Annotated in this window: 21 protein-coding genes; 15 read left to right on the plus strand and 6 right to left on the minus strand. The window is 74.2% G+C overall.

The genetic code is table 11. From position 1 onward, the window contains the following. Positions 1-115: 115 nt before the first annotated feature. The gene (locus ACIOFR_RS05455) at positions 116-1,480 is read right to left on the minus strand and encodes a M20 family metallopeptidase (RefSeq protein WP_400992657.1); all 1,365 of its coding nucleotides are present in this window, start codon (positions 1,478-1,480) and stop codon (positions 116-118) included. Between the two features lie 660 nt (positions 1,481-2,140). Here ACIOFR_RS05455 and ACIOFR_RS05460 point away from each other — a divergent pair. Then, positions 2,141-3,169 carry an aldo/keto reductase gene (locus ACIOFR_RS05460; protein WP_400992658.1) on the plus strand — a complete coding sequence of 343 codons (1,029 nt, stop codon included), beginning with the start codon at positions 2,141-2,143 and terminating at the stop codon, positions 3,167-3,169. A gap of 76 nt (positions 3,170-3,245) precedes the next feature. Further along, positions 3,246-3,833, plus strand: a complete 588-nt coding sequence (locus ACIOFR_RS05465; protein ID WP_400992660.1) for a TetR family transcriptional regulator — start codon at positions 3,246-3,248, stop codon at positions 3,831-3,833. Between the two features lie 69 nt (positions 3,834-3,902). On the opposite strand, the gene ACIOFR_RS05470 is transcribed toward ACIOFR_RS05465, so the two are convergent. Beyond that, positions 3,903-4,409: a DUF2199 domain-containing protein gene (locus tag ACIOFR_RS05470; RefSeq protein ID WP_400992662.1), complete on the minus strand. Its 507-nt coding sequence runs from the start codon at positions 4,407-4,409 to the stop codon at positions 3,903-3,905. Between the two features lie 147 nt (positions 4,410-4,556). Here ACIOFR_RS05470 and ACIOFR_RS05475 point away from each other — a divergent pair, with 147 nt between their 5' ends. Beyond that, positions 4,557-5,462 carry an ADP-ribosylglycohydrolase family protein gene (locus tag ACIOFR_RS05475; RefSeq protein WP_400992664.1) on the plus strand — a complete coding sequence of 302 codons (906 nt, stop codon included), beginning with the start codon at positions 4,557-4,559 and terminating at the stop codon, positions 5,460-5,462. 110 nt (positions 5,463-5,572) lie between these two features. On the opposite strand, the gene ACIOFR_RS05480 is transcribed toward ACIOFR_RS05475, so the two are convergent. Further along, positions 5,573-5,839, minus strand: coding sequence for a GlsB/YeaQ/YmgE family stress response membrane protein (locus tag ACIOFR_RS05480; RefSeq protein ID WP_400992666.1), 267 nt, complete (start codon positions 5,837-5,839; stop codon positions 5,573-5,575). Between the two features lie 155 nt (positions 5,840-5,994). Between ACIOFR_RS05480 and ACIOFR_RS05485 the strand changes: the two genes are divergently transcribed. From ACIOFR_RS05485 to ACIOFR_RS05540, 12 genes are all read left to right on the plus strand, one after another. Beyond that, positions 5,995-6,705: a response regulator transcription factor gene (locus ACIOFR_RS05485; protein WP_400992668.1), complete on the plus strand. Its 711-nt coding sequence runs from the start codon at positions 5,995-5,997 to the stop codon at positions 6,703-6,705. A 71-nt stretch (positions 6,706-6,776) separates the two neighbouring features. After that, a complete protein-coding gene (locus tag ACIOFR_RS05490; protein ID WP_400992670.1) occupies positions 6,777-8,183 on the plus strand; it encodes a sensor histidine kinase in 1,407 nt (468 codons plus the stop codon). A 107-nt stretch (positions 8,184-8,290) separates the two neighbouring features. Next, on the plus strand, positions 8,291-8,677 hold the full coding sequence (locus ACIOFR_RS05495) for a hypothetical protein (RefSeq protein WP_400992672.1): 387 nt from the start codon (positions 8,291-8,293) through the stop codon (positions 8,675-8,677). Between the two features lie 7 nt (positions 8,678-8,684). Then, positions 8,685-8,894 (plus strand): hypothetical protein, encoded by a 210-nt coding sequence (locus ACIOFR_RS05500; RefSeq protein WP_400992674.1) that lies wholly within the window; start codon positions 8,685-8,687, stop codon positions 8,892-8,894. Positions 8,895-9,056: 162 nt separating this feature from the next. Next, positions 9,057-9,908 (plus strand): glycosyltransferase family 2 protein, encoded by an 852-nt coding sequence (locus ACIOFR_RS05505; RefSeq protein ID WP_400992675.1) that lies wholly within the window; start codon positions 9,057-9,059, stop codon positions 9,906-9,908. Between the two features lie 241 nt (positions 9,909-10,149). Beyond that, positions 10,150-10,689 carry a cysteine dioxygenase gene (locus ACIOFR_RS05510; RefSeq protein ID WP_400992676.1) on the plus strand — a complete coding sequence of 180 codons (540 nt, stop codon included), beginning with the start codon at positions 10,150-10,152 and terminating at the stop codon, positions 10,687-10,689. A 38-nt stretch (positions 10,690-10,727) separates the two neighbouring features. Further along, a complete protein-coding gene (locus tag ACIOFR_RS05515; RefSeq protein WP_400992678.1) occupies positions 10,728-11,141 on the plus strand; it encodes a rhodanese-like domain-containing protein in 414 nt (137 codons plus the stop codon). 57 nt (positions 11,142-11,198) lie between these two features. Continuing rightward, entirely contained in the window at positions 11,199-12,335 is a 1,137-nt protein-coding gene (locus ACIOFR_RS05520; RefSeq protein ID WP_400992679.1) for an ABC transporter ATP-binding protein, read from the plus strand. Next, the gene (locus ACIOFR_RS05525) at positions 12,325-12,993 is read left to right on the plus strand and encodes an ABC transporter permease (protein ID WP_400992681.1); all 669 of its coding nucleotides are present in this window, start codon (positions 12,325-12,327) and stop codon (positions 12,991-12,993) included. The genes ACIOFR_RS05520 and ACIOFR_RS05525 overlap by 11 nt, the downstream gene beginning before the upstream one ends. Beyond that, a complete protein-coding gene (locus tag ACIOFR_RS05530) occupies positions 12,990-13,688 on the plus strand; it encodes an ABC transporter permease (RefSeq protein ID WP_400992683.1) in 699 nt (232 codons plus the stop codon). Before ACIOFR_RS05525 ends, ACIOFR_RS05530 begins: the two co-directional genes overlap by 4 nt. Then, positions 13,685-14,596 (plus strand): ABC transporter substrate-binding protein, encoded by a 912-nt coding sequence (locus ACIOFR_RS05535; protein WP_400992684.1) that lies wholly within the window; start codon positions 13,685-13,687, stop codon positions 14,594-14,596. The genes ACIOFR_RS05530 and ACIOFR_RS05535 overlap by 4 nt, the downstream gene beginning before the upstream one ends. A 536-nt stretch (positions 14,597-15,132) precedes the next feature. Beyond that, positions 15,133-16,872 (plus strand): glycosyl hydrolase family 18 protein, encoded by a 1,740-nt coding sequence (locus ACIOFR_RS05540; protein WP_400992686.1) that lies wholly within the window; start codon positions 15,133-15,135, stop codon positions 16,870-16,872. 58 nt (positions 16,873-16,930) lie between these two features. Here ACIOFR_RS05540 and ACIOFR_RS05545 read toward each other — a convergent pair whose 3' ends face one another. From ACIOFR_RS05545 to ACIOFR_RS05555, 3 genes are all read right to left on the minus strand, one after another. Then, positions 16,931-18,220, minus strand: a complete 1,290-nt coding sequence (locus ACIOFR_RS05545; RefSeq protein ID WP_400992687.1) for a multidrug effflux MFS transporter — start codon at positions 18,218-18,220, stop codon at positions 16,931-16,933. A 131-nt stretch (positions 18,221-18,351) separates the two neighbouring features. Next, positions 18,352-18,717: a hypothetical protein gene (locus ACIOFR_RS05550; protein ID WP_400992689.1), complete on the minus strand. Its 366-nt coding sequence runs from the start codon at positions 18,715-18,717 to the stop codon at positions 18,352-18,354. 84 nt (positions 18,718-18,801) lie between these two features. Next, positions 18,802-19,983, minus strand: coding sequence for an acyl-CoA dehydrogenase family protein (locus ACIOFR_RS05555; protein WP_400992691.1), 1,182 nt, complete (start codon positions 19,981-19,983; stop codon positions 18,802-18,804). Positions 19,984-20,061 lie beyond the last annotated feature (78 nt).

Consider the following 20,061-nt stretch of genomic DNA (forward strand, 5'->3'; position numbering starts at 1 on the left):
CCGGACCTGTCGGCGTCGCCGGGGTCGCCGGCGCCGCGGAGCTCCGCCCGGCCGGGCCCGGAGGCGGGGCCCGGCCGGGTGTGCTCGCACCGGCGCGCTTCGGCCCGGGGCGGGTTCAGCCCCGGTCGCGCAGCCGGGGCAGCGGTACGGCCAGCAGCGTCGCCAGCAGGGCGATCCGCGGGCCGAGCTGGTCGACCCGGATGTGCTCGTGGCGGGCGTGCGCCCCGGCCCCGACGCCGCCCAGACCGTCCAGCGTGGGCAGCCCCCGGGCGCCGGCCGCGTTGGTGTCGCCCGCGCCGCCGGCCGGTGCGCCGTCGAGCTGCTGACCGAGCGCCGCGGCGAGCGAACGCACGTGTCGCAGCAGCAGGTTGCCGGACCTCTCGGGCCAGGCCGGACGGCTGGAGATCACTTCGGCCCGCACCCGTGCCCCCGGCCGCAACGCGGTGAGACGCTGCAGGGTGTCCAGGGTGTTGCGCTGCGCCTCGGCGGTGGCGAACCGGAGGCCGAGCTCGGCCTCGGCCCGCCCGGCCACCACGTTCGCCCGGGTGCCGCCGGTGATCCGGCCCGCGTTGAGCTCGGTACCGGGCTGCCGGGCCAGGCCCCGCACCGCGACCAGCTGGTCCACCAGCTCGTCCACCGCCGAGACGCCGAGCGCGGCGTCGTTGCCAGCATGCGCCTCCCGGCCGGTCACCGTCAGCCGGACCCGGGAGGAACCGCGCCGGGCCGTCTTCACCCGGCCGTCCGGGTGCGAGGGCTCCAGTCCCAGGACGGCGGCCGCACCCCGCAGGTGCCGCTCGACCAGGACCCGACCGCTCGGACTGCCGACCTCCTCGTCCGCGACCACCACCAGCCGGACGGTGCGGTGCGGACGCTGACCGAGGTCGGCGAGCAGCGCGAACGCCCCCTCGACCAGCGCCAGGCCCGCCTTCATGTCCAGCACGCCCGGGCCGCTGAGCAGCCCCCCGGACTCCTCCACCGGCCAGTCCGCCAGCGTGCCGACCGGCCACACCGTGTCGTGGTGGCCGACGACCAGCAGGTGCGGGAGGTCGGGCCGGCGCCCGGGCCACTCCATCACCAGGTGGTCGCCGGCCGGGCCGGGTTCGCGTCTCACGTCCGCGCCGGTCGCCCGGAAGCCGGCGGACAGCTCCTCGGCCAGCGCGTCCAGCCGGGGGGCGTCACCCGACGGGGACTCCATGCGGGCCAGTTCGGCGCAGCGGCGGCGGACCCCGCCGGCCAGCGTGCGGGCCCGGCTGCTGAGCGTCTGCGGCAGACCGGGGAGGGCCGCGATGGCGGCGGCCGCGGGGGTCGTCGCCGGGGCGGCAGGGGATGCGGTCGCGGGGGCGGCGGGGGCGCCGCCCGTACTGTCGCCTTCGGGCGCAGCGTCCCCCGGCAGCGGGTCGGCGGTGCGGTGGGAGCCGGCCGCGGGGCCGGAGCCCGCCGGGGCGGCGGTGACGGCCGCGTCGACAGTGTGCGCGCTCATCGGGCACCTCCCGTGCCGACGGTACTGAGCGGGCTCGCCGCGGCGTCGGCGCCCGCGCTCCCGCCCCGGCGGGCACGGCGGGGCGGGAGCTCGCGGCGGCTTGGCGCCTGGCTCGGCAACGGCAGGTGGTGCGACCTCGGGCTGGGCAACACTGCGTCCTCCTCGCTAGGTCCGGCGGCCCCGGCTCGGCCGGGCCCGTGGACGTCGGCCTCGATACCTCGGTGCGGACGGGCACCGGCGCAGGGGAAGCCGAGAAGCGAGCCTAGAAGATTCGTTCGTCTCCCTGCGAGGTGGCCCGGCACTCCACGCGTCCTTCACGGCCGGCGGCGGGGGCAGCCCTCGGGGGATCTCCTCCAGGAGGCAGCCGCGCCCTGGCCTGGCGCGGAGCGGGGGTGCGGTCGGTGGATCACACCTGGTTCCACCATGGACCTCCGACGGCGCTTCAGCAGCGCGAACGGCCTACACAGGGCCCACTCCACGCCTGATGGGTGACGTGGGATCACCTTTGGTACCAGTCGGAAGCGGGGGTGGGGCGCGGGTCCGGCGGCGCCTCGAAGTCGGACCTTGGGATGACAGATATTGAAATCTGTCATCCCAAGTGCCATAGTTGATATCTGTCAGCCCCACTCTGCCCGCGCCGACCTTCACAGGAGCCCCTTCATGACCACCGCCCCCCGCACCACCGCCAGCCGCACCAGCCGCACCGCCCTCGGCACGACCGGCCTCACCACCTCCGTGCTCGGCCTCGGCCTGATGGGGATGTCCGACCTCTACGGACCGGCCGACGAGGCCGAGTCGATCGCCACCGTCCACGCCGCCCTCGACTCGGGCGTCACCCTGCTCGACACCGGCGACTTCTACGGCATGGGCCACAACGAGCTACTGCTGCACGAAGCCCTGCGCGGCCGCGACCGCGCCGCCGTCGAGATCAGCGTCAAGTACGGCGCCCAGCGCGGCCCGGACGGCACCTGGCTCGGCTACGACGCGAGCCCCGCCGCCACCAAGTCCGCGCTCGCCTACACCCTGCGCCGGCTGCGCACCGACTACGTCGACGTCTACCGTCCCGCCCGGCTCGACCCCGGTGTCCCGGTCGAGGAGACCGTCGGCGCCATCGCCGACCTGGTCAAGGCCGGCCACGTCCGCCACATCGGCCTCTCCGAGGTCGGCGCCGACACCCTGCGCCGGGCCGCCGCCGTCCACCCCATCAGCGACCTGCAGATCGAGTACTCGCTGCTCTCCCGCGGCCTGGAGCGCGAGATCCTGCCGACCGCCCGCGAGCTGGGCATCGGCGTCACCGCGTACGGCGTGCTCTCCCGCGGTCTGCTCAGCGGCCACTGGCAGCGCGACCAGGAGATCGCCGGGGGCGACTTCCGGGGCTACAGCCCGCGCTTCCAGGGCGATAACCTCACCCACAACCTGGGCCTGGTCGAGGCCCTGCGCTCGATCGCCGAGGCCAGGGGCGCGACCGTCGCGCAGGTCGCCATCGCCTGGGTCGCCTCGCGCGGCACGGACGTCGTCCCGCTGGTCGGCGCCCGTCGCCGGGACCGCCTCGCGGAGGCGCTCGGCTCACTGCGGGTCGAGCTGTCCGCGGCCGACCTCGCGGCCGTGGAGGCGGCCGTCCCCGCCGGCTCCGCGGCCGGCGACCGGTACGCTGCCGCACAGATGGCGCACCTCGACAGCGAGCACTGATCACCGCCGCGGGGCGCTCGTGAAGACCGCACGTGAAGACCGCATGTGAAGACCGCACGTTAGGACGTACCCCGCCGTGGCCACGGAGAGCACCCTCACCCCCGAGCAGATCCTGAGCGCGGCGGAGGACGTCCTGCGGCGGTTCGGGCCGGCCAAGGCCACCGTGGTCGACATCGCCCGCGCGCTCGGCGTCAGCCACGGCAGCGTCTACCGGCACTTCCCGAGCAAGGCGGCGCTGCGCGAGGCCGTCACCCAGCGCTGGCTGGACCGCGCCCACCACAGCCTCGCGGCGATCACCGTCGAACGCGGCCCGGCGGCCGAGCGGCTGCACCGCTGGCTGGCCACCCTGTTCGCGGCCAAGCGCGCCAAGGCGCTGGAGGACCCGGAGCTGTTCGCCACCTACATGACCCTGGTCGGCGAGCTGAGCGACACGGTCGAGGCACACGTCGAGACGCTGATCGGCCAGCTCGCCGAGATCATCCACGACGGCATCGACCAGGGTGCGTTCCGCCCCACCCACGTGCGGACCGCCGCCCGGGCCGTCTTCCAGGCCACCGCGCACTTCCACAACCCGGCGCACGCCGCCGAGTGGGCCAGGCCGCAGGCCGGGGCGGACTTCGAGGCGCTCTGGGGTCTCCTGCTGAACGGGCTCAAGGGCGCCTGAGCCCCACCCGCCCCACCGGCCCCTCGCCCGACCGACCCCTCACCCGACCGACCCCTCACCCACCGGGCGTCAACCGGGCAGCAGCAGCCCCGCCAGCTCGCCCACCCGCGCGGCGGTGATCCCGTCGCGCTGCTCCACCGCGAGCGGGTGGTCGGTGGGCTCCAGCTCGATCAGCGGGCGCACCCCGACGGCCCGGCTGTGGACGTGCGTCTTCAGCAGCAGCGTCGACTCCCCGTAGACCGGCAGCTCGGTCGAGAGCCAGCCGAAGTACGGGGGCTCCTGCTCGCGCGCCGGGTCCTCCCACAGGTCGCAGGTCCGTCCGAAGTTCGCCTCGCTCAGCGAGACCCACACGCCCCAGGAGAAGGTGTCCCCGGTGTCGCGGACCGGGATCTCGATCAGCCCGTGGACGTAGAAGTGCCGGCCCTTCACCACGCACTGGTCCGCGGTCAGCTCGCTGTCGCGCCGCCAGGCGTATCGGCGCTTCCAGTTCACCGGGGCCGGGGAGCCGTACGACAGCGGCGGCCCGTCCTGCGGCTCGGCGCAGCAGGAACAGGCGTGGTGGTGGGCAGCGGTCATGCCGGACACCCTACGTGCCAGGTCAGCGCCCTTTCCCGCGGCCCTGGGACGGGTGGGTCCGGTGCCCCCGGGCGCGTAAACCCCTCGCGTCCGGGGGCGGCCGGGCCCGAGAATGGCCGCGGAAGTTGTTCTCACCAGGAGGAAGACATGCCGCCCCCGACCCCCGCGCTCGACAGTCTCCAGGGACTGGCCCTCGGCGACGCCTTCGGCGACCGCTGGTTCTCGCCGCGGGTGGACGAGGCCTCCGCCGAGTACCGGGCCCGGATCCCGCGCCGGGCGCCCTGGCACTGGACCGACGACACCGCCATGGCGCTGACCCTGTTCCGGCACCTGACCGAGCACGGCGAGGTCCGGCAGGACGGGCTGGCCGCCGCGTTCGCCGCCGGGTACACGGCCGAGCCCGGCCGCAAGTACGGACCGTCGATGCACCGCGTACTGCGGGAGATCCACCGGGGCGCCGACTGGCGCGAGGTGACCTCGTCGATGTTCGGCGGCCGGGGCTCGCACGGAAACGGCGCGGCGATGCGGATCGCGCCGCTGGGCGCCTGGTTCGCGGACGACCTGGACACCGTCGCCGAGCAGGCCGAACTGGCCGCCCTGACCACCCACTTCAACCCGGAGGCGGCGGCCGGTGCGGTCGCCGTCGCGCTCGCGGCCGCGCTCGCCGCCGCGAGCCGCGGCGGGCCCGCCCCGGAGCGGGTGGAGCTCCTCACCCGCGTCGGCGACCGGCTGCCGGACGGCGAGGTCCGCTCGGGCCTGCGGACGGCCGCCCGGCTCCCGGCCGGAACGTCCGTGCGGCACGCGGCCGTGGTCCTCGGCTCGGGCTCGCTGATGTCCGCCCAGGACACCGTGCCGTTCGCCCTCTGGTCCGCCGCCGGGCAGCTGGACTCCCTGCCCGAGACCCTCTGGCAGACCCTCGGCGGCTGGGGCGACATGGACACCACCTGCGCCATCGCCGCCGGCGTCACCGCCGCGCGGACCGGACTCGCCGGGGTGCCGGCCGCCTGGCTCGACGCCCGCGAGGAACTTCCGGGCCTGCCACTGCCCCGCTGACACCACGACGGGCCGGGCCGCCGCCGATCGTACGGCTGCGGCCCGGCCCGCCCTGCTCGCGTCCCGACGCCGGTGTCCCCGTCAGTCGCGTCCCGCCGCTCGCGTCCCCGTCAGTCGCGCGACTTCCCGAACAGGATCCGATAGGCGATCAGCAGCACCAGGGCGCCGACGATCGCGGACCCCCAGGTGGGGAGGTCGAAGAAGTTCTTGGAGATCGGCTTGTCCAGGACCTTCGAGGACAGCCAGCCGCCCACGAACGAGCCGGCGATGCCGATCAGGGTGGTGACGATCAAGCCGCCCGGGTCCTTGCCCGGCAGCAGGAACTTCGCGATGGCCCCGGCGACCAGGCCGAGAATGATCCAGCTGACTATGCCCATGCCCTCTGTCCTGCCCTTCGTCCGGCGGAGCGAACCCCGTCCGCCTCACCCCGCAGGACGCCGGACCCGCCCCCGGCGGTTGCGGCGACCGGAACCCGGTCCACCCGCCGTCACCCGGACATGAGAGGGTCTGGCCCGGACGGGAGGAGGCCCCGATGGACGGGAACGCGACGGCCGGCCGGGTCCTGGTGGTGGACGACGACGCCGCCATCCGCCGCTCGCTGGAACGCGGACTGCGGCTGAGCGGCTTCACCGTGCTGCTCGCCGAGGACGGCCGGGCCGCCCTGCGGCTGCTCGCCGAGACGCCGGCCGACGTGCTGGTGCTGGACGTGTCGATGCCCGGCCTGAGCGGCACCGAGGTCTGCCGGACCCTGCGCGCCGCCCGGGACGACACCCCGGTCCTGATGCTCTCCGCCCTGGACGAGACCGCCGACCGGGTGGCCGGCCTCCAGGCCGGCGCGGACGACTACCTGGTCAAGCCGTTCGCCCTGGAGGAGCTCGTCCTGCGGCTGCACGCGCTGCTGCGCCGCCGCCCCGCCGCCCCCGGCGACCTGCTGCGGGTCGGCCCCCTCACGATCGACCCGGCCACCCGGCAGGCCCGCTGGGACGACTGCGAACTGCGCCTCACCCGACGCGAGTTCGAACTCCTCACCCACCTCGCCCGGAACGTCGGCATCGTGCTCCGCCGGGACCAGCTGCTCGACCGGGTCTGGGGCTACGACTTCGAGGTCCGCAGCGACGCCGTCGACACCTTCATCAGCTACCTGCGCCGCAAGCTGGAGGAGGGCGGCCGGCCCAGGACCATCCACACCGTGCGCGGGGTCGGCTTCGTCCTGCGGCTCCCGCCGAACGGCGGGAGGGCATGAGGCGGCCCGGCACGACACGGGGCGGCACGAGGCGGCCCGGCATCCGGCTGTCCACCCGGATCGCCCTGTGGGTGACCGTCCTGGTCCCGCTGCTGGTGGTCGCCTTCGGCCTGCTGCTGCTCCCCCTGGTCAACCGCGACCTGCACCGCCAGGAGGACTCCGTCCTCACCGACCGCGCCGCCGCCGTGCTGCCGAGCGTCCGCACCATGCTCGCCGCCGACCGCCGCGGCCGGCCCAAGTCCGAGCAGAACCAGCAGCGCAAGGTCATCAACGAGGCCCTCGACGCCGGCGTGCGGCTCTCCTCCCAGGACGGCGACGTCCTGGTCGCGATGGGCCCGCAGCCCACCGACCCGGCCCGGCTGCCCACCCGGGCCGGCGGCCCCGTCACCGTACGCGGCGACGGCCAGGCCTGGCGGGTGCTCACCGTCCGGATCGACGGCGCGGCCCCGGGCACGCTCTGGCTGCTCGCCCCCGTCCCGGCGACCAACCCCCAGCTGGCGGCCGTCCGCCGGCGGGTCCTGCTGATAGCCCTCCTCTCCGCGCCGGTCTCCGGACTGATCGCCCTCGCCGTCGCCGAACGCGGGACCGCCCCGCTGCGGCGGCTCAGCCGCCGGGCCGCCGCCCTCGACCCGGGCGCCGGCGCCGCCGCCTTCACCCACGGCCGCACCGGCACCGTCGAGGTGGACGAACTCGCCTCCGCCCTCGGCCTGGTGCTCTCCCGCTACGACGAACAGGCCGCCCGCACCGCCCAGGCCCTGGACACCGCCCGGTCGTTCTCCTCCGCCGCCTCCCACGAACTGCGCACCCCGCTGATGAGCATGCGCACCAACCTCGACGTCCTCGCCGCCCACCCCGACCTGCCGCGCGCCGAACACACCGAGGTCGTCCAGGAACTCCAGCAGGACCACGCCCGGCTGCTGGAACTGCTCACCGCCCTGCACACCCTCGCCCGGGGCGACCTCGTGGAGGTCTCCGCGTTCAGCTCCGCCGACCTGGCCGAGCTGGTCGACGCCGAGGTCGCCGAAGCCGCCCGGCGCCACCCCGCCGCCACCATCCACGCCGAACTCCCCGGCGGGCTCCGGGTGTTCGGATGGGAGTCCGGGCTGCGGATCATGCTCGCCAACCTGCTCGGCAACGCCGCCCTGCACGGTCACCGGCCCGGCGAGGCCGCCCACATCCGGCTGAGCCTACGGGCCGAGGACGGCTGGGCCGTCCTCACCGTCGACGACCGCGGCCCCGGCATCCCCGCCGCCGACCGCGCCACCGTCTTCCAGCGCTTCCACCGCCGCCACGACAGCCCCGGCTCCGGCCTCGGCCTGACCCTGGTCGCCCAGCAGGCCGCCCTGCACCGCGGCACCGTCACCATCGGCGACGCCCCCGACGGCCACGGCTGCCGTCTCACCGTCCGCCTCCCGCTCCCCCACGTCACCGGACCCGCCGACCCGCTGCCGCCGCGCCGCGACTGGCTCTCCGGCTGAACCCCCGCAGCCGCGCGGCGACTTCCACAGGGAATCCACAAGAACGGCCCCTACGCTCCTGCCGAGTCGGGAACCACCGACGTCCGCGAACCGGAGAAGAGGCCACCGTGCTCGTCAACCGCAAGGCCACCACGGCCGCCGTCGCCTCGCTCGCCGTCGCGGGCGCCCTGCTCGCGGCAGCCCCCGCCCAGGCCGCACCGACGCCCAAGGGCGACGGCGCCAAGGCCATCTGCAAGCGCCTCCCGAAGACCGAGGAGCGCGTCACCAAGGCCCTGGAGCGGCTCAACGGCGACGCCGGCACCGTCGGTTCGGTCGCCCGGCTGGAGCAGCGCGTGAACAACGCCAAGTCCGCCGGCCACACCGAGATCCAGACCTACCTGAACGACCGGCTGACCTTCCGCAAGAGCCTGGTCACCACCCTGCAGACCCGGCAGAACGACCTCAAGGCCGTCGCCGCCTGGTGCGGCACCCAGAGCCCCTCCACCGGCAAGTGACCCACCGGTGACCCGACGCACCACGGCCCTCCTGGCGACAGCGGCCCTCACGACCGCCCTCCTCCTCACCGCCTGCGGCCCGCACCCCGCCGCCCCCCACCAGGCAGCCCCCTCGGCCACCCTCGACGACTCCCAACTCTCCGACCTCCAGCAGAAACTGGACGCCGCCGAGAGCGCAGCCGCCGAAGCCGACCAGAACGCCACCGAAGACAACTGACACCCCCCGCACCCCCACCCTCAGACACCGTAGACCTGCCCTTCCCCGGGGGCGGGTCTACGGTCGTTCCGGGCACCCCGCACCGCACGGAGGACCGGTCGGGAGCCGGGTCGAGCGTCGAACGTAGAATCGACCGCGTCGACCTGCCGAGCCGGGGGAGCCATGCGCGCACGCGACGGCCGTCCCGGCGCGCCGACCGGGCCGGCCCCCACCCTCTCCGTGCCCGCCGTCTCCGTGCCCGCCGTCTCCGTGCTCACCGCCTGCCGGACGGACCGGGCCGGCACCCTTCCGGACGCCCTCGCCTCGCTGGAGGCGCAGCACGGCACGGACTGGGAGTGGGTGCTGCAGTTCGACGGCCCCGTGCCCGTGCTGCCGCCCTCCCTGCTGGCGGCCCGCGCCGGCGGGCTGTTGAGCGTCGGCGGCAGTGCACGGCCGGGCGGGTACGGGCCCGCCGAGGCCCGCAACCGGGGACTCGCCCGCTGCCGGGGCGAGCTGGTGCAGAACCTGGACGCGGACGACGAGCTGGAGCCGGACGCGCTGACCCTGCTGGCCGATGCGCTGCGGGCGCGACCCGACGCCGCCTATGCCGTCGGCGACGCCAGGGATCTGCTCCCGGACGGCTCCCTGGTGTCCGTCGCCCTGGACCTCCGACCGGGCCTGCTCGCGCCCGGCGAGGTGTACCTGCGCTGGCGGACCGAACCGTCGGCCTACTCCGTACCGCTGCACCCGGCCGGGGTGATGTGGCGGCGCTCGGTACTGCTGGAGTTCGGTGGGTGGCCGGCGCTGTGGGGGATGGACGACACGGCGCTGTTGATGGCGGTGTCGGCCGTCCGTCCAGGCGTGTACGTGGGCGCCGACACCCTCCGGTACCGGCGCCACGACGGCCAGCTCTCCTTCCGGGTGGCCCGACAGCGGGACGGTCTCGGGGATCAGGTGACGATGGTCCGCCAGCGGGTCGCCGCGCTACGGCGGCGGATGGACGACGGGCTGGTCCGGAGGGTGGACCCGGCTTGACTCGGTGGGGGCTTTCGTGAACGATTCGGCGCATGAAGCCCGGCACCGCTCTGGTCTGCCGCCTGCACGTCGATCTGCGACGCCAGGCGAGCGACATGTGTGCCCGCTGACCGTTCGTTCCCGCCCTGTGCCGTTCTCCGGGGCCCTGTTCCACTGACGCTTCGCCCGTCCTTGCGGTCGGTGTCCCGTGCTGTTGTCGCGCAGGGGTGCCGCCGTCCCTTCGGCTCGTTGAGGACTTCCGATGAGTGTTGTGAGTCTCGTTCCGGCACCCCCGCAGACGCCCCCGCAGACATCCCCGCAGGCACCGCAGTCGCGGTCCGCCCGGCCGCCGCTGTCCCCGGACGCGCTGCGGGCGGTCGTCCGCAAGCTGGCCGAGCGGCCGCAGGAGTGGCTGCACCGGGTCCGGCTGGCCGGCGACGACCGCTGGTACGAACGGCTGGCCGCGGACGCGGACCACGAGGTGTGGCTGATCAGCTGGCTGCCGGGGCAGTCGACCGGGTTCCACGACCACGGCGGGTCGCGCGGGGCGTTCACGGTGGCGCTCGGCGAGTTGGAGGAGCTGTCGCTCGGCGGGCCTGAGCAGCAGTTGCTGATCCGGCGTCTGGGTCGTGGTACGGAGCGCGCGTTCGGTCCGGAGTACCTGCACGACGTGCGCAACACGGGTGCGGGTCCGGCGGTGACGATCCATGCGTACTCGCCGCCGCTGGGCGGGATGTCCCGCTACGAGCTGCGGGCCGGTGGCCTGGTGCGGACCGCGGTGGAAGGGCCGGAGCAGTGGTGAGCCGTCAGGACGGCCGGCGGGCGGAGGTGGCGACCGGCGTGGACGCGCTGGTGGCGCGCTCGCGGGTGGGTGTGCACCGGCCGGGCCCGACGGAGGCTCAGGAGGCGGCGGCCCGGGGTGCGCTGCTGGTGGACATCCGTCCGGCCGCGCAGCGTGTCCGTGAGGGTGAGATCCCCGATTCGCTGATCATCGAGCGCAATGTGCTGGAATGGCGGCTCGACCCGGCGGGCAGTCACCGGATTCCCGAGGCGACCGGCAGCGGGATCGAGGTGATCGTGGTCTGCTCGGAGGGGTACGCGTCGAGTCTGGCGGCCGCGAGTCTGCGGGAGCTGGGCCTGCACCGGGCCACGGACCTGGACGGCGGGTTCGTCGCCTGGGCGGCGGCCGGGCTGCCGACCCGTCCGGCGGATCAAGGTTTGCGCCGACCCGGGTGCGGGCAGCAGCATGGCTGACTTACCGTTCGACAGTTGTTCGATTCCACCGTACGGCCATCGCTGAGGACCAACCCTGTGATCAGATTCGACGGCGCCGCCAAGCGCCACCCCGACGGCACGGTCGCCGTCGGAGGCCTTGACCTCGACGTCCCCGCGGGGCGAATAACGGTCCTGGTCGGTCCGTCCGGCTGCGGCAAGACCACGATCCTGCGGATGGTCAACCGGATGGTCGAGCCGACCTCCGGCCGGGTGCTGCTGGACGGTGTCGACGTCGCCGAGCGGGACGCGGCCCGGCTGCGCCGCGGCATCGGGTACGTGATCCAGCAGGCCGGCCTGTTCCCGCACCGGCGGGTGCTGGACAACATCGCCACGGTGCCGCGGGTGCTCGGCTGGGACCGCAGGCGCTCCCGGGCCCGCGCGCAGGAGTTGCTGGAGCTGGTCGGACTGCCGCCGGAGGCGGGCGCCCGCTACCCGTACCAGTTGTCGGGCGGGCAGCAGCAGCGGGTCGGGGTGGCCAGGGCGCTCGCCGCCGACCCGCCCGTCCTGCTGATGGACGAGCCGTTCAGCGCGGTCGACCCGGTGGTGCGGGCCGGGTTGCAGGAGGAGTTGCTGCGCCTGCAGTCGGAGCTGAACAAGACGGTGCTGTTCGTCACGCACGACATCGAGGAGGCCGTCCGCCTGGGCGACCAGGTGGTGGTGCTCCGCGAGCACGGCGAGATCGCCCAGCTGGCCGATCCGCACACCCTCCTCACCGCCCCGGCCGACGCCGGTGTGGCGGCCTTCCTGGGCCGCGACCGCGGGCTGCGCGGCCTCGGGCTGCGGCCGGCCGCCGGTCTCGGCCTGGAGCCGGTGACCCACCGTCCGGGCGGCTGGCAGCTGGCCCTGGACGGGGACGGCCGGCCGGCCGGCTGGCGCTCCCCGGACGGCGGCGACCTGCGTCCGGCGCCCGCCTTCCACCCCGGCCGGGACACCCTGCGCAGCGCGCTGGACGCCGCGGTGCTCTCCCCCGCCGGCGCGGCCGTCGCGGTGGACGACAGCGGCCGGGCCACCGGCCTCGCGGACCGGGCGACGGTCCTGGCCGCCACCGGGCCCGCCACCACGCCCGCCGCTCCCACCACGCCCGCCGCTCCCGCCACGCCTGCCGCACCCGCCGGGCCCGACACCACCGACCGGTCGGCCGCCGAGCACGAGGCGGCGCCCGGTGGACGGTGAACCCCTGGTCCGCTGGACGTGGATCGGCGACCATCTCGGCTACCTCTGGGGCCTCACCCTGGACCACGCCGTGATCGCCCTCGTCCCGGTGCTGATCGGTGCCCTGGTGGCCGTCCCGCTGGGCCTCGCCTGCACCCGCTGGCCGAAGCTGTACCAGCCGCTGGCCGGCCTGTTCAACGTGGTGTACGCGCTGCCCTCGCTGGCCGTGTTCGTGGTGCTGATCCCGTACACCGGCCTGGCGACCCGGGCGACGGTGATGGTCCCGCTCACCTTCTACGCGATCGCCGTGCTGCTGCCGACCACGGTGGACGGGCTGCGCGCGGTGCCCGAGGCCGTCCGGCAGGCGGCCACCGCGATGGGGTACGGCCACTGGCACCGGCTGACGGCCGTCGAACTGCCCGCCGCGGTGCCGTTCCTGGCGGCCGGCCTGCGGGTGGCGGCGGTCGCGTCCATCTCGCTGACGGCGGTCGGCGCGCTGGTCGGCCGGGGCGGTCTCGGCTACCTGTTCATCGACGGATTCCAGCGGACCTTCCCGACGCCGATCGTCGCCGGGATCGTGCTGGTGGCGCTGCTCGCGCTGGTCACGGACCTGCTGCTGGTACTGGCCCGGCGGCTGCTCGCCCCGTGGGCGACCCGGCGGGCGGGGGCCGGCCGATGAACTGGTTCGACTGGCTCACCACCTTCTTCACCGCCCCCGACCACCGCAGCGGCCCCGACGCGATCGCCCACCGGATCGCCGAGCACCTGGTGATCTCGGGCGAGGCCCTGGTGCTCGCGGCGGTCCTCGCCGTCCCGGTCGGTCTGCTGATCGGCTACACCGGGCGCGGCACCTTCGTGGTCACCGCGCTCACCGGCGTCGCCCGGGCGCTGCCCACCCTGGGCCTGGTGACCCTGGCCGTGCTGCTGGCCGGGGTCGACGACCTCGCCGTGCTGGTGCCGCTGGTCGCGCTGGCGGCACCGCCGCTCCTGGTGGCCACCGCGGAGGGCATCGCCGGCACCGACCCGGAGGTCCGCGACGCGGCCCGCGGGATCGGGCTGACCCACCGCCAGGTGCTGTTCGGGGTGTGTGTCCCGGCCGCGCTGCCGACGGTGCTGGCGGGCCTGCGCACCGCCGCCGTCCAGGTGATCGCGACGGCCACGGTGGCCGCGTACGTCGGTCTCGGCGGGCTCGGCCGGTACGTCATCGACGGGCTCGCCACCCGCAACTTCCCGACCACGCTCGGCGGCGCCCTGCTGGTGGTGCTGCTGGCCGTGGCCACCCAGCTGGTGTTCGCCCTGCTGATCCGTCTCACCCTGCCGCCCGGCGCCCGCCGCGTCCGGCGGTCCGCCACCACCCCTGAGGAAGCCCTATGAAGTCCCGTCTGGTCACCACCCTCACCGCCGCCGCGATCGTGCTGGGCGCCGCGGCCTGCAGCTCCTCGGGCGGCGGCGACCCGCTGGCGGCGCCCAGCGGCGGCGCCCCGGCGTCCGGCGGGAAGACCGTGGTGGTCGGCTCGGCCAACTTCCCGGAGAACGTGCTGCTCGCCTCGATCTACTCGCAGGCCCTCAAGGCCAAGGGCGTGAAGGTCGAGGAGAAGTTCAACATCGGCAGCCGCGAGGTGCTGTACGGGCAGCTGCAGAGCGGCAGCCTGACGGTGCTGCCGGAGTACAACGGCGCCCTGCTCGGCTACCTGGACCCGAAGGCGACCGCCACCGGCACCCAGGACGTCAACGCCGCGCTGCTGCAGAAGCTGCCCGCCGAGCTGGCGGTGCTGGACTCCGCGGCGGCCGAGGACAAGGACTCGCTCACCGTCAGCCAGGAGACCGCGGACAAGTACCAGCTCAAGAGCATCGCGGACCTGGCCGCCAAGGCCGGCGAGTTCACCATCGGCGGCCCGCCGGAGTTCAAGTCGCGCCGTGAGCAGCAGTTCAAGGACGCCTACGGGCTGACCTTCAAGGAGTGGAAGCCCACCGCCGACACCACCGCCAACGCCCTCAAGGACAGCGGCATCCAGGTCGGCAACGTGTTCACCACCGACCCGCGGATCGTCCAGTTCAAGCTGGTCCCGCTGGCCGACCCGAAGAACGTCTTCAGCTCGCAGAACGTCACCCCGCTGGTCAACAAGGCCGGCGTGGACGCGACCTCGACCGCCGCGCTGAACGCCGTCTCCGCCAAGCTGGACACCGTCGGGCTGACCGCCCTGATGACCAAGGTCGCGGTGGACAAGGAGGACCCGCAGAAGGTCGCCAAGGACTGGCTGAAGGCCAACAACCTCGGCTGATCCCCTTCGCCGCCGGTCCCGGCGGTGGAACGACTCCCGGGTCGGGCGCCCCCCGGCGTCCGGCCCGGGAGTGGTCGGCGGAACCGCGCGCCGGGCACCGGGCCCGCGGGACCGGCCCGCCGCGCCGTGCCCGACGGCACCGCGGTCACGGACCGACACAGAGCCCCGGCCTGCCGTTCTCCCCGAACGGCGGCGCGGGGCTCATCGGCGTGGGCGGGGGCCGCCCTCCCGGCCGAAGTCGTACATGGGAGCGATCATCTCGGATCGGCGGCGCGCTCGGCAAGCGTGATCTCCGCGCGGGACACCGGCCCCGGACGCTACGCTGACGAACTGTTAGGACCCTTGACAGACGACTGGTCTAGTCCAAACATAGGCGGTGGTCTTCCGACCGGGACGCATCGTGGGGGTGTGACCACCGGCCGGCTGTGCTGTCGTGCACCGCCGCACCACCCCAGTCGTACCTGCCGCCGCGGCGGCAGTCACCGCCGCGCCCAGGTCCGGGCCGGCGGCCTTCCTTCCTGTCTGTTGGAGCATCCATGCGCCTGTACAGATCGATCCAGGCCCTGCTGACCACCTGTGCCACCGTGGCCGCCTCGGCGAGCCTGCTGGTCGCCGGCGGCGGCACCGCGCACGCGGCCACCCCGCTGCCGCAGCACGTCTTCGCCCCGTACTTCGAGGCCTGGACCGGCGCCAACCCGGCCACCCTGGCCGCCCAGTCCGGCGCCAAGCACCTCACCATGGCCTTCCTCCAGACCGCCGGCAAGGGCTCCTGCACGCCGTACTGGAACGGCGACACCGGGATGCCGGTCTCCTCGGCCGTCTTCGGCAGCGAGATCGCCACCATCAAGGCCGACGGCGGCGACGTCATCCCGTCCTTCGGCGGCTACACGGCCGACAACACCGGCACCGAACTCGCCGACAGCTGCACCGACGTGAACGCCATCGCCGCAGCCTTCGAGAAGGTGGTCACCACCTACGACATCAGCCGGATCGACCTCGACATCGAGGACAACTCGCTCACCAACACGGCCGGCATCGACCGCCGCAACAAGGCGATCAAGCTGGTGCAGGACTGGGCCGCCGCCAACGGGCGCTCCGTCCAGTTCTCGTACACGCTGCCGACCACCACCAGCGGGCTCGCCGCCAGCGGCCTCGCCGTGCTCAAGAACGCCGTGCAGAACAACGCCCGGATCGACGTCGTCAACCAGATGACCTTCGACTACTACGACAACGCCGCCCACACCATGGGCGAGGACACCAAGACCGCCACCACCGGGCTCTACAACCAGCTGGCCAAGCTCTACCCGGCCAAGACGCCCGCGCAGCTGTGGGGTTCGATCGGCATCATCGAGATGCTGGGCATCGACGACTTCGGCCCGGCCGAGACCTTCACCCTGGCCGACGCCACCAACGTCTACAACTGGGCCACGAGCAAGGGCATCAACACGCTGTCCTTCTGGGCGCTGCAACGCGACAACGGCGGCTGCCCCGGCACCGCGGGCTCCGACAGCTGCTCCGGGATCAACCAGGGCACCTGGGACTTCTCGCGGATCTTCGCGCCGTTCACCGGCGGCGGCCAGAGCACCAACGACTTCTCGGTCGGTCTCGCGCCCGCCGGCGGCGCCGTGAACCCCGGCGGTTCGGCCGCCGCGACGGTCACCACCGCCGTCACCTCGGGCACGGCCCAGACCGTCAACCTCGCCGTCACCGGCGCACCGGCCGGCGTCACCGCCACCCTGAGCGCCTCCTCCGTGACCGCCGGCACCAGCGCCGCGCTGAACATCACCACCACAGCCGCCACCACCCCCGGCAGCTACCCGCTCACCGTCACCGGCACCGCCCCCTCCGGCAGCCACACCGCCACCTACACCCTGACCGTCAACGCCTCCGGCGGGACCGGCCTCGTCAACGGCGGTCTGGAGAGCGGCAGTCTGAGCCCGTGGACCTGCCAGAGCGGCGGCGCCGTGGTCTCCACCCCGGTGCACAGTGGTGCCAAGGCCCTCCAGGCGGCGGCCACCGCGAGCCAGACCGGCGAGTGCGGCCAGAGCGTGACCCTCGCGCCGAACACCAGGTACACCCTGAGCGCGTGGGTGCAGGGCAGCTACGCCTTCCTCGGCGTCAGTGGCGGTGCCACGGCCAGCAGCTGGACGTCCGGCACCGGCTGGACCAGGCTGAGCGTGCCGTTCACCACCGGCGCCTCCGGCACCGTCACCGTCTACCTGCACGGCTGGTTCGGACAGGGCAGCGTGTACGGGGACGACTTCACCGTCTCCTGATCCCCGCCCCGGCGCCGCCGGCCCGCACACGCTTCCCCGTGCGGGCCGGCGGGAGGGTCTAAGCGACCGCCGGGCTGTCCGCGACCGGCTCGGGCCGCGCCCAGGGGCGGCAGAGCAGCAGGTACGCGCCCCCGGCCAGGACGGCGCAGCCGAGCACGAGGGTGCCGAGCGCGACGGCCGAGGGCTCGCCGCCGATGCTGCTCAGCGGCGCGACGACGGCGCCGCACAGGAAGGTGCTGGTGCCGAGCAGGGCGGAGGCGGAGCCGGCCGCGTGCGGGGCCATGGTGAGCGCCCCGGCGGCCGAGTTCGGCAGGATCAGGCCCTGACCGGCCATCAGCAGGAACAGCGCGGGCCACACGCCCGCCAGCCCGACGTCCCAGACGGTGGTGAAGACGATCAGTGCCACCCCGGCGAGTCCGGCGGCGGCCAGCCCCGCCTGCATCAGCACGGGCTGGCTGAACCGCCCGGCCAGGACCCGGCCGTTCAGCTGGGTGAACGCCACCACGCCGACCGAGTTGGTGGCGAAGATCAGGCTGTAGGCCTGCGGGGAGACGTGGTAGACGCCCTGGAGGACGACCGAGGAGCCGCCGATGTAGGCGAACAGCGCCCCGAAGGCGAAGGTGCTGGTCAGCACGTACCCGAGGAACGGCCGGTCCTTCAGCAGGCCGCCGATGGCGCGGAAGGTGACCGCGAGGCCGCCCGCGTGCCGCCGCTCCGGCGGCAGCGTCTCGCGGAGCACGAACAGCGCCCCCAGCGTGAGCGCGGCGCCGACCACCGAGAGCACGGCGAAGGTCCCGCGCCAGGGGGTGAGGCGCAGGATCTGGCCGCCGACGACCGGGGCGAAGATCGGGGCCAGTCCGGAGATCATGCCGAGCGAGGCGAGGAAACGGATCATCGCGACGCCCTCGTAGCGGTCCCGGGCGATCGCCCGGGAGATCACCAGGCCGGCCGAGCCGGCCACGCCCTGGACGAGCCGCGCGCCGATCAGCACCGGCATCGACGGGGCGAGGGCGCAGACCACGGTGGCGAGGGTGTAGACCACCAGGCCGACGGTCAGCGGCCGCAGCCGGCCGAGCCGGTCGCTCAGCGGGCCGAACAGCAGCTGGCCGAGGGACAGGCCGATCATCGAGGCGGTGATGGTCAGCTGGGCGGCCGGCACGGTGGAGTGCAGGTCGGAGGTGAGCGCCGGCAGGGCCGGCATGTAGAGGTCGAGGGTGAGGGGGCCCAGTGCGGCGAGGCCACCGAGCACGACGACGGTGGTCGGGCTCGGCGGTGCGGTGGTCGCCGCCGGTATGGGGGCGGAGTCGGTCGATCGGTCCCCGTCGGCGTCGACGGATGGGGATGCCATGGAGCTCCTTCGCGTGGGGTTACGCCCCGTCCTACCGCACGCGGACGGTCCCGCGAAACCCGGGGCCCCCGATCGTGGCGGGGGTGTGGGGCAGTCGGCGGTCCGTCCGCGTCCGGCCGGTCGGCCCCGGGTCAGGCGCCGGAGGGCCCGGCCGCGGGGCGGAACTCGTGCACGACCTCGATCCGCCCGACCAGGTGCCGGTTGAACTCGGCGAGCTCCTCGGCGGGGACCCACAGCTCCAGGATCGTCTCGCCGCCGGCCTGCCGGACGGGGTAGCGGGCCAGGAAGGCGGTCTCCACCTCGAACCGGGTGACGTAGCCGACCCCGGAGGCCGGGACGTTCCAGTCGCGGGCGATCCGGACGGCGTAGTCCTCGTTCAGCACCGGGTAGAAGATCGGCTGGTCCGGGAGCCGCGGTGGCCAGGCCCGCCAGTCGGCGGCCTCGACCAGCGCCAGCTCTGCGGGACCGGTGGGGCGCCAGAGGGTCGTGGTGGTCACGGTGTGGTTCTCCTTCGTGGATCGCCACCCACCGTAACCAGCCGTCCGCCGCGCCCACCACCGGATATCCGGCCCGCCGGGGCGTCAGCGGTAGGCGGCCTCACCGGTGATCGCCTCACCGAGGACCAGGGTGTGGATCTCCGAGGTGCCCTCGTAGGTGAGCACCGACTCCAGGTTGTTGGCGTGCCGCAGCGGCGAGTACGCGGTGGTGACGCCGTTGGCGCCGAGGATCGTCCGGGCCGAGCGGGCGATCTCCAGCGCGGTGCGGACGTTGTTGAGCTTGCCGAAGCTGACGTGGGCGGGCAGGCTGCGGCCCTCGTCCTTGAGCCGGCCGATCCGGACCGCGACCAGGTAGGCCTTCTCCACCTCCAGCATCATGTCGACCAGCTTCTGCTGGGTCAGCTGGAAGCCGGCGATCGGCCGGTCGAACTGGATCCGGGACTTCGCGTAGTCCAGCGCCGCGGTGTAGCAGTCCCGGGCGGCGCCGACGGTGCCCCAGAGGATCCCGTACCGGGCCTCGTTGAGCGAGGAGAGCGGGCCGCGCAGGCCGCGCACGCCGGGCAGCATCGCGTCGGCGGGCAGCAGCACCTCGTCGAGGACCAGCTCGCTGGTGACCGAGGCGCGCAGCGAGAGCTTGCCGTGCACGTCGTTGGCGGTGAAGCCGGAGGCGCCCCTGGGGACGAGGAAGCCGCGCACGCCGTCCTCGGTCTGTGCCCAGACCACCGCGACGTCCGAGACCGAGCCGTTGGTGATCCACATCTTGGAGCCGGAGAGCACCCAGTCCTGGCCCTTGCGGCGGGCGCGGGTGCGCATGTTGGCCGGGTCGGAGCCGAAGTCAGGTTCGGTGAGGCCGAAGCAGCCGATCGCCCGGCCGGCGGCCAGCTCGGGGAGCCACTGCTGCTTCTGCTCCTCGGAGCCGAAGGCGTGGATGGAGCGCATCGCGAGCGATCCCTGCACGGAGACGAAGCTGCGCAGACCGGAGTCGGCGGCCTCCAGTTCCATGCAGGCGACGCCGTACTCGGTCGCGGTGGAGCCGGTGCAGCCGTAGCCGTCGAGGTGCATCCCGAGCACGCCCAGCCGGCCGAGTTCGGGGGCGAGTTCGCGTACCGGGAAGACGCCCCGCTCGAACCAGTCGCCGATCTCGGGGCGGATCCGGTCCTCGGTGAACTTCCGCACGGTGTCGCGGATCAGCCGCTCCTCGTCGGTGAGCAGGTCGCCGACGGCGAGCAGGTCGGCCGGGTCGAGGCGGTCGGGGGTGGTGGCCATGGCGGTCTCCTCGGACGGTGACGGCGCGGCGGGGGTGGGGCCGCGGCGACGAGTATGCCGCGACCTCGATACCGGCCG

Origin of the sequence: Kitasatospora sp. NPDC088346 (assembly GCF_044740765.1) — a bacterium.
Classification (GTDB): Bacteria; Actinomycetota; Actinomycetes; order Streptomycetales; family Streptomycetaceae; genus Kitasatospora.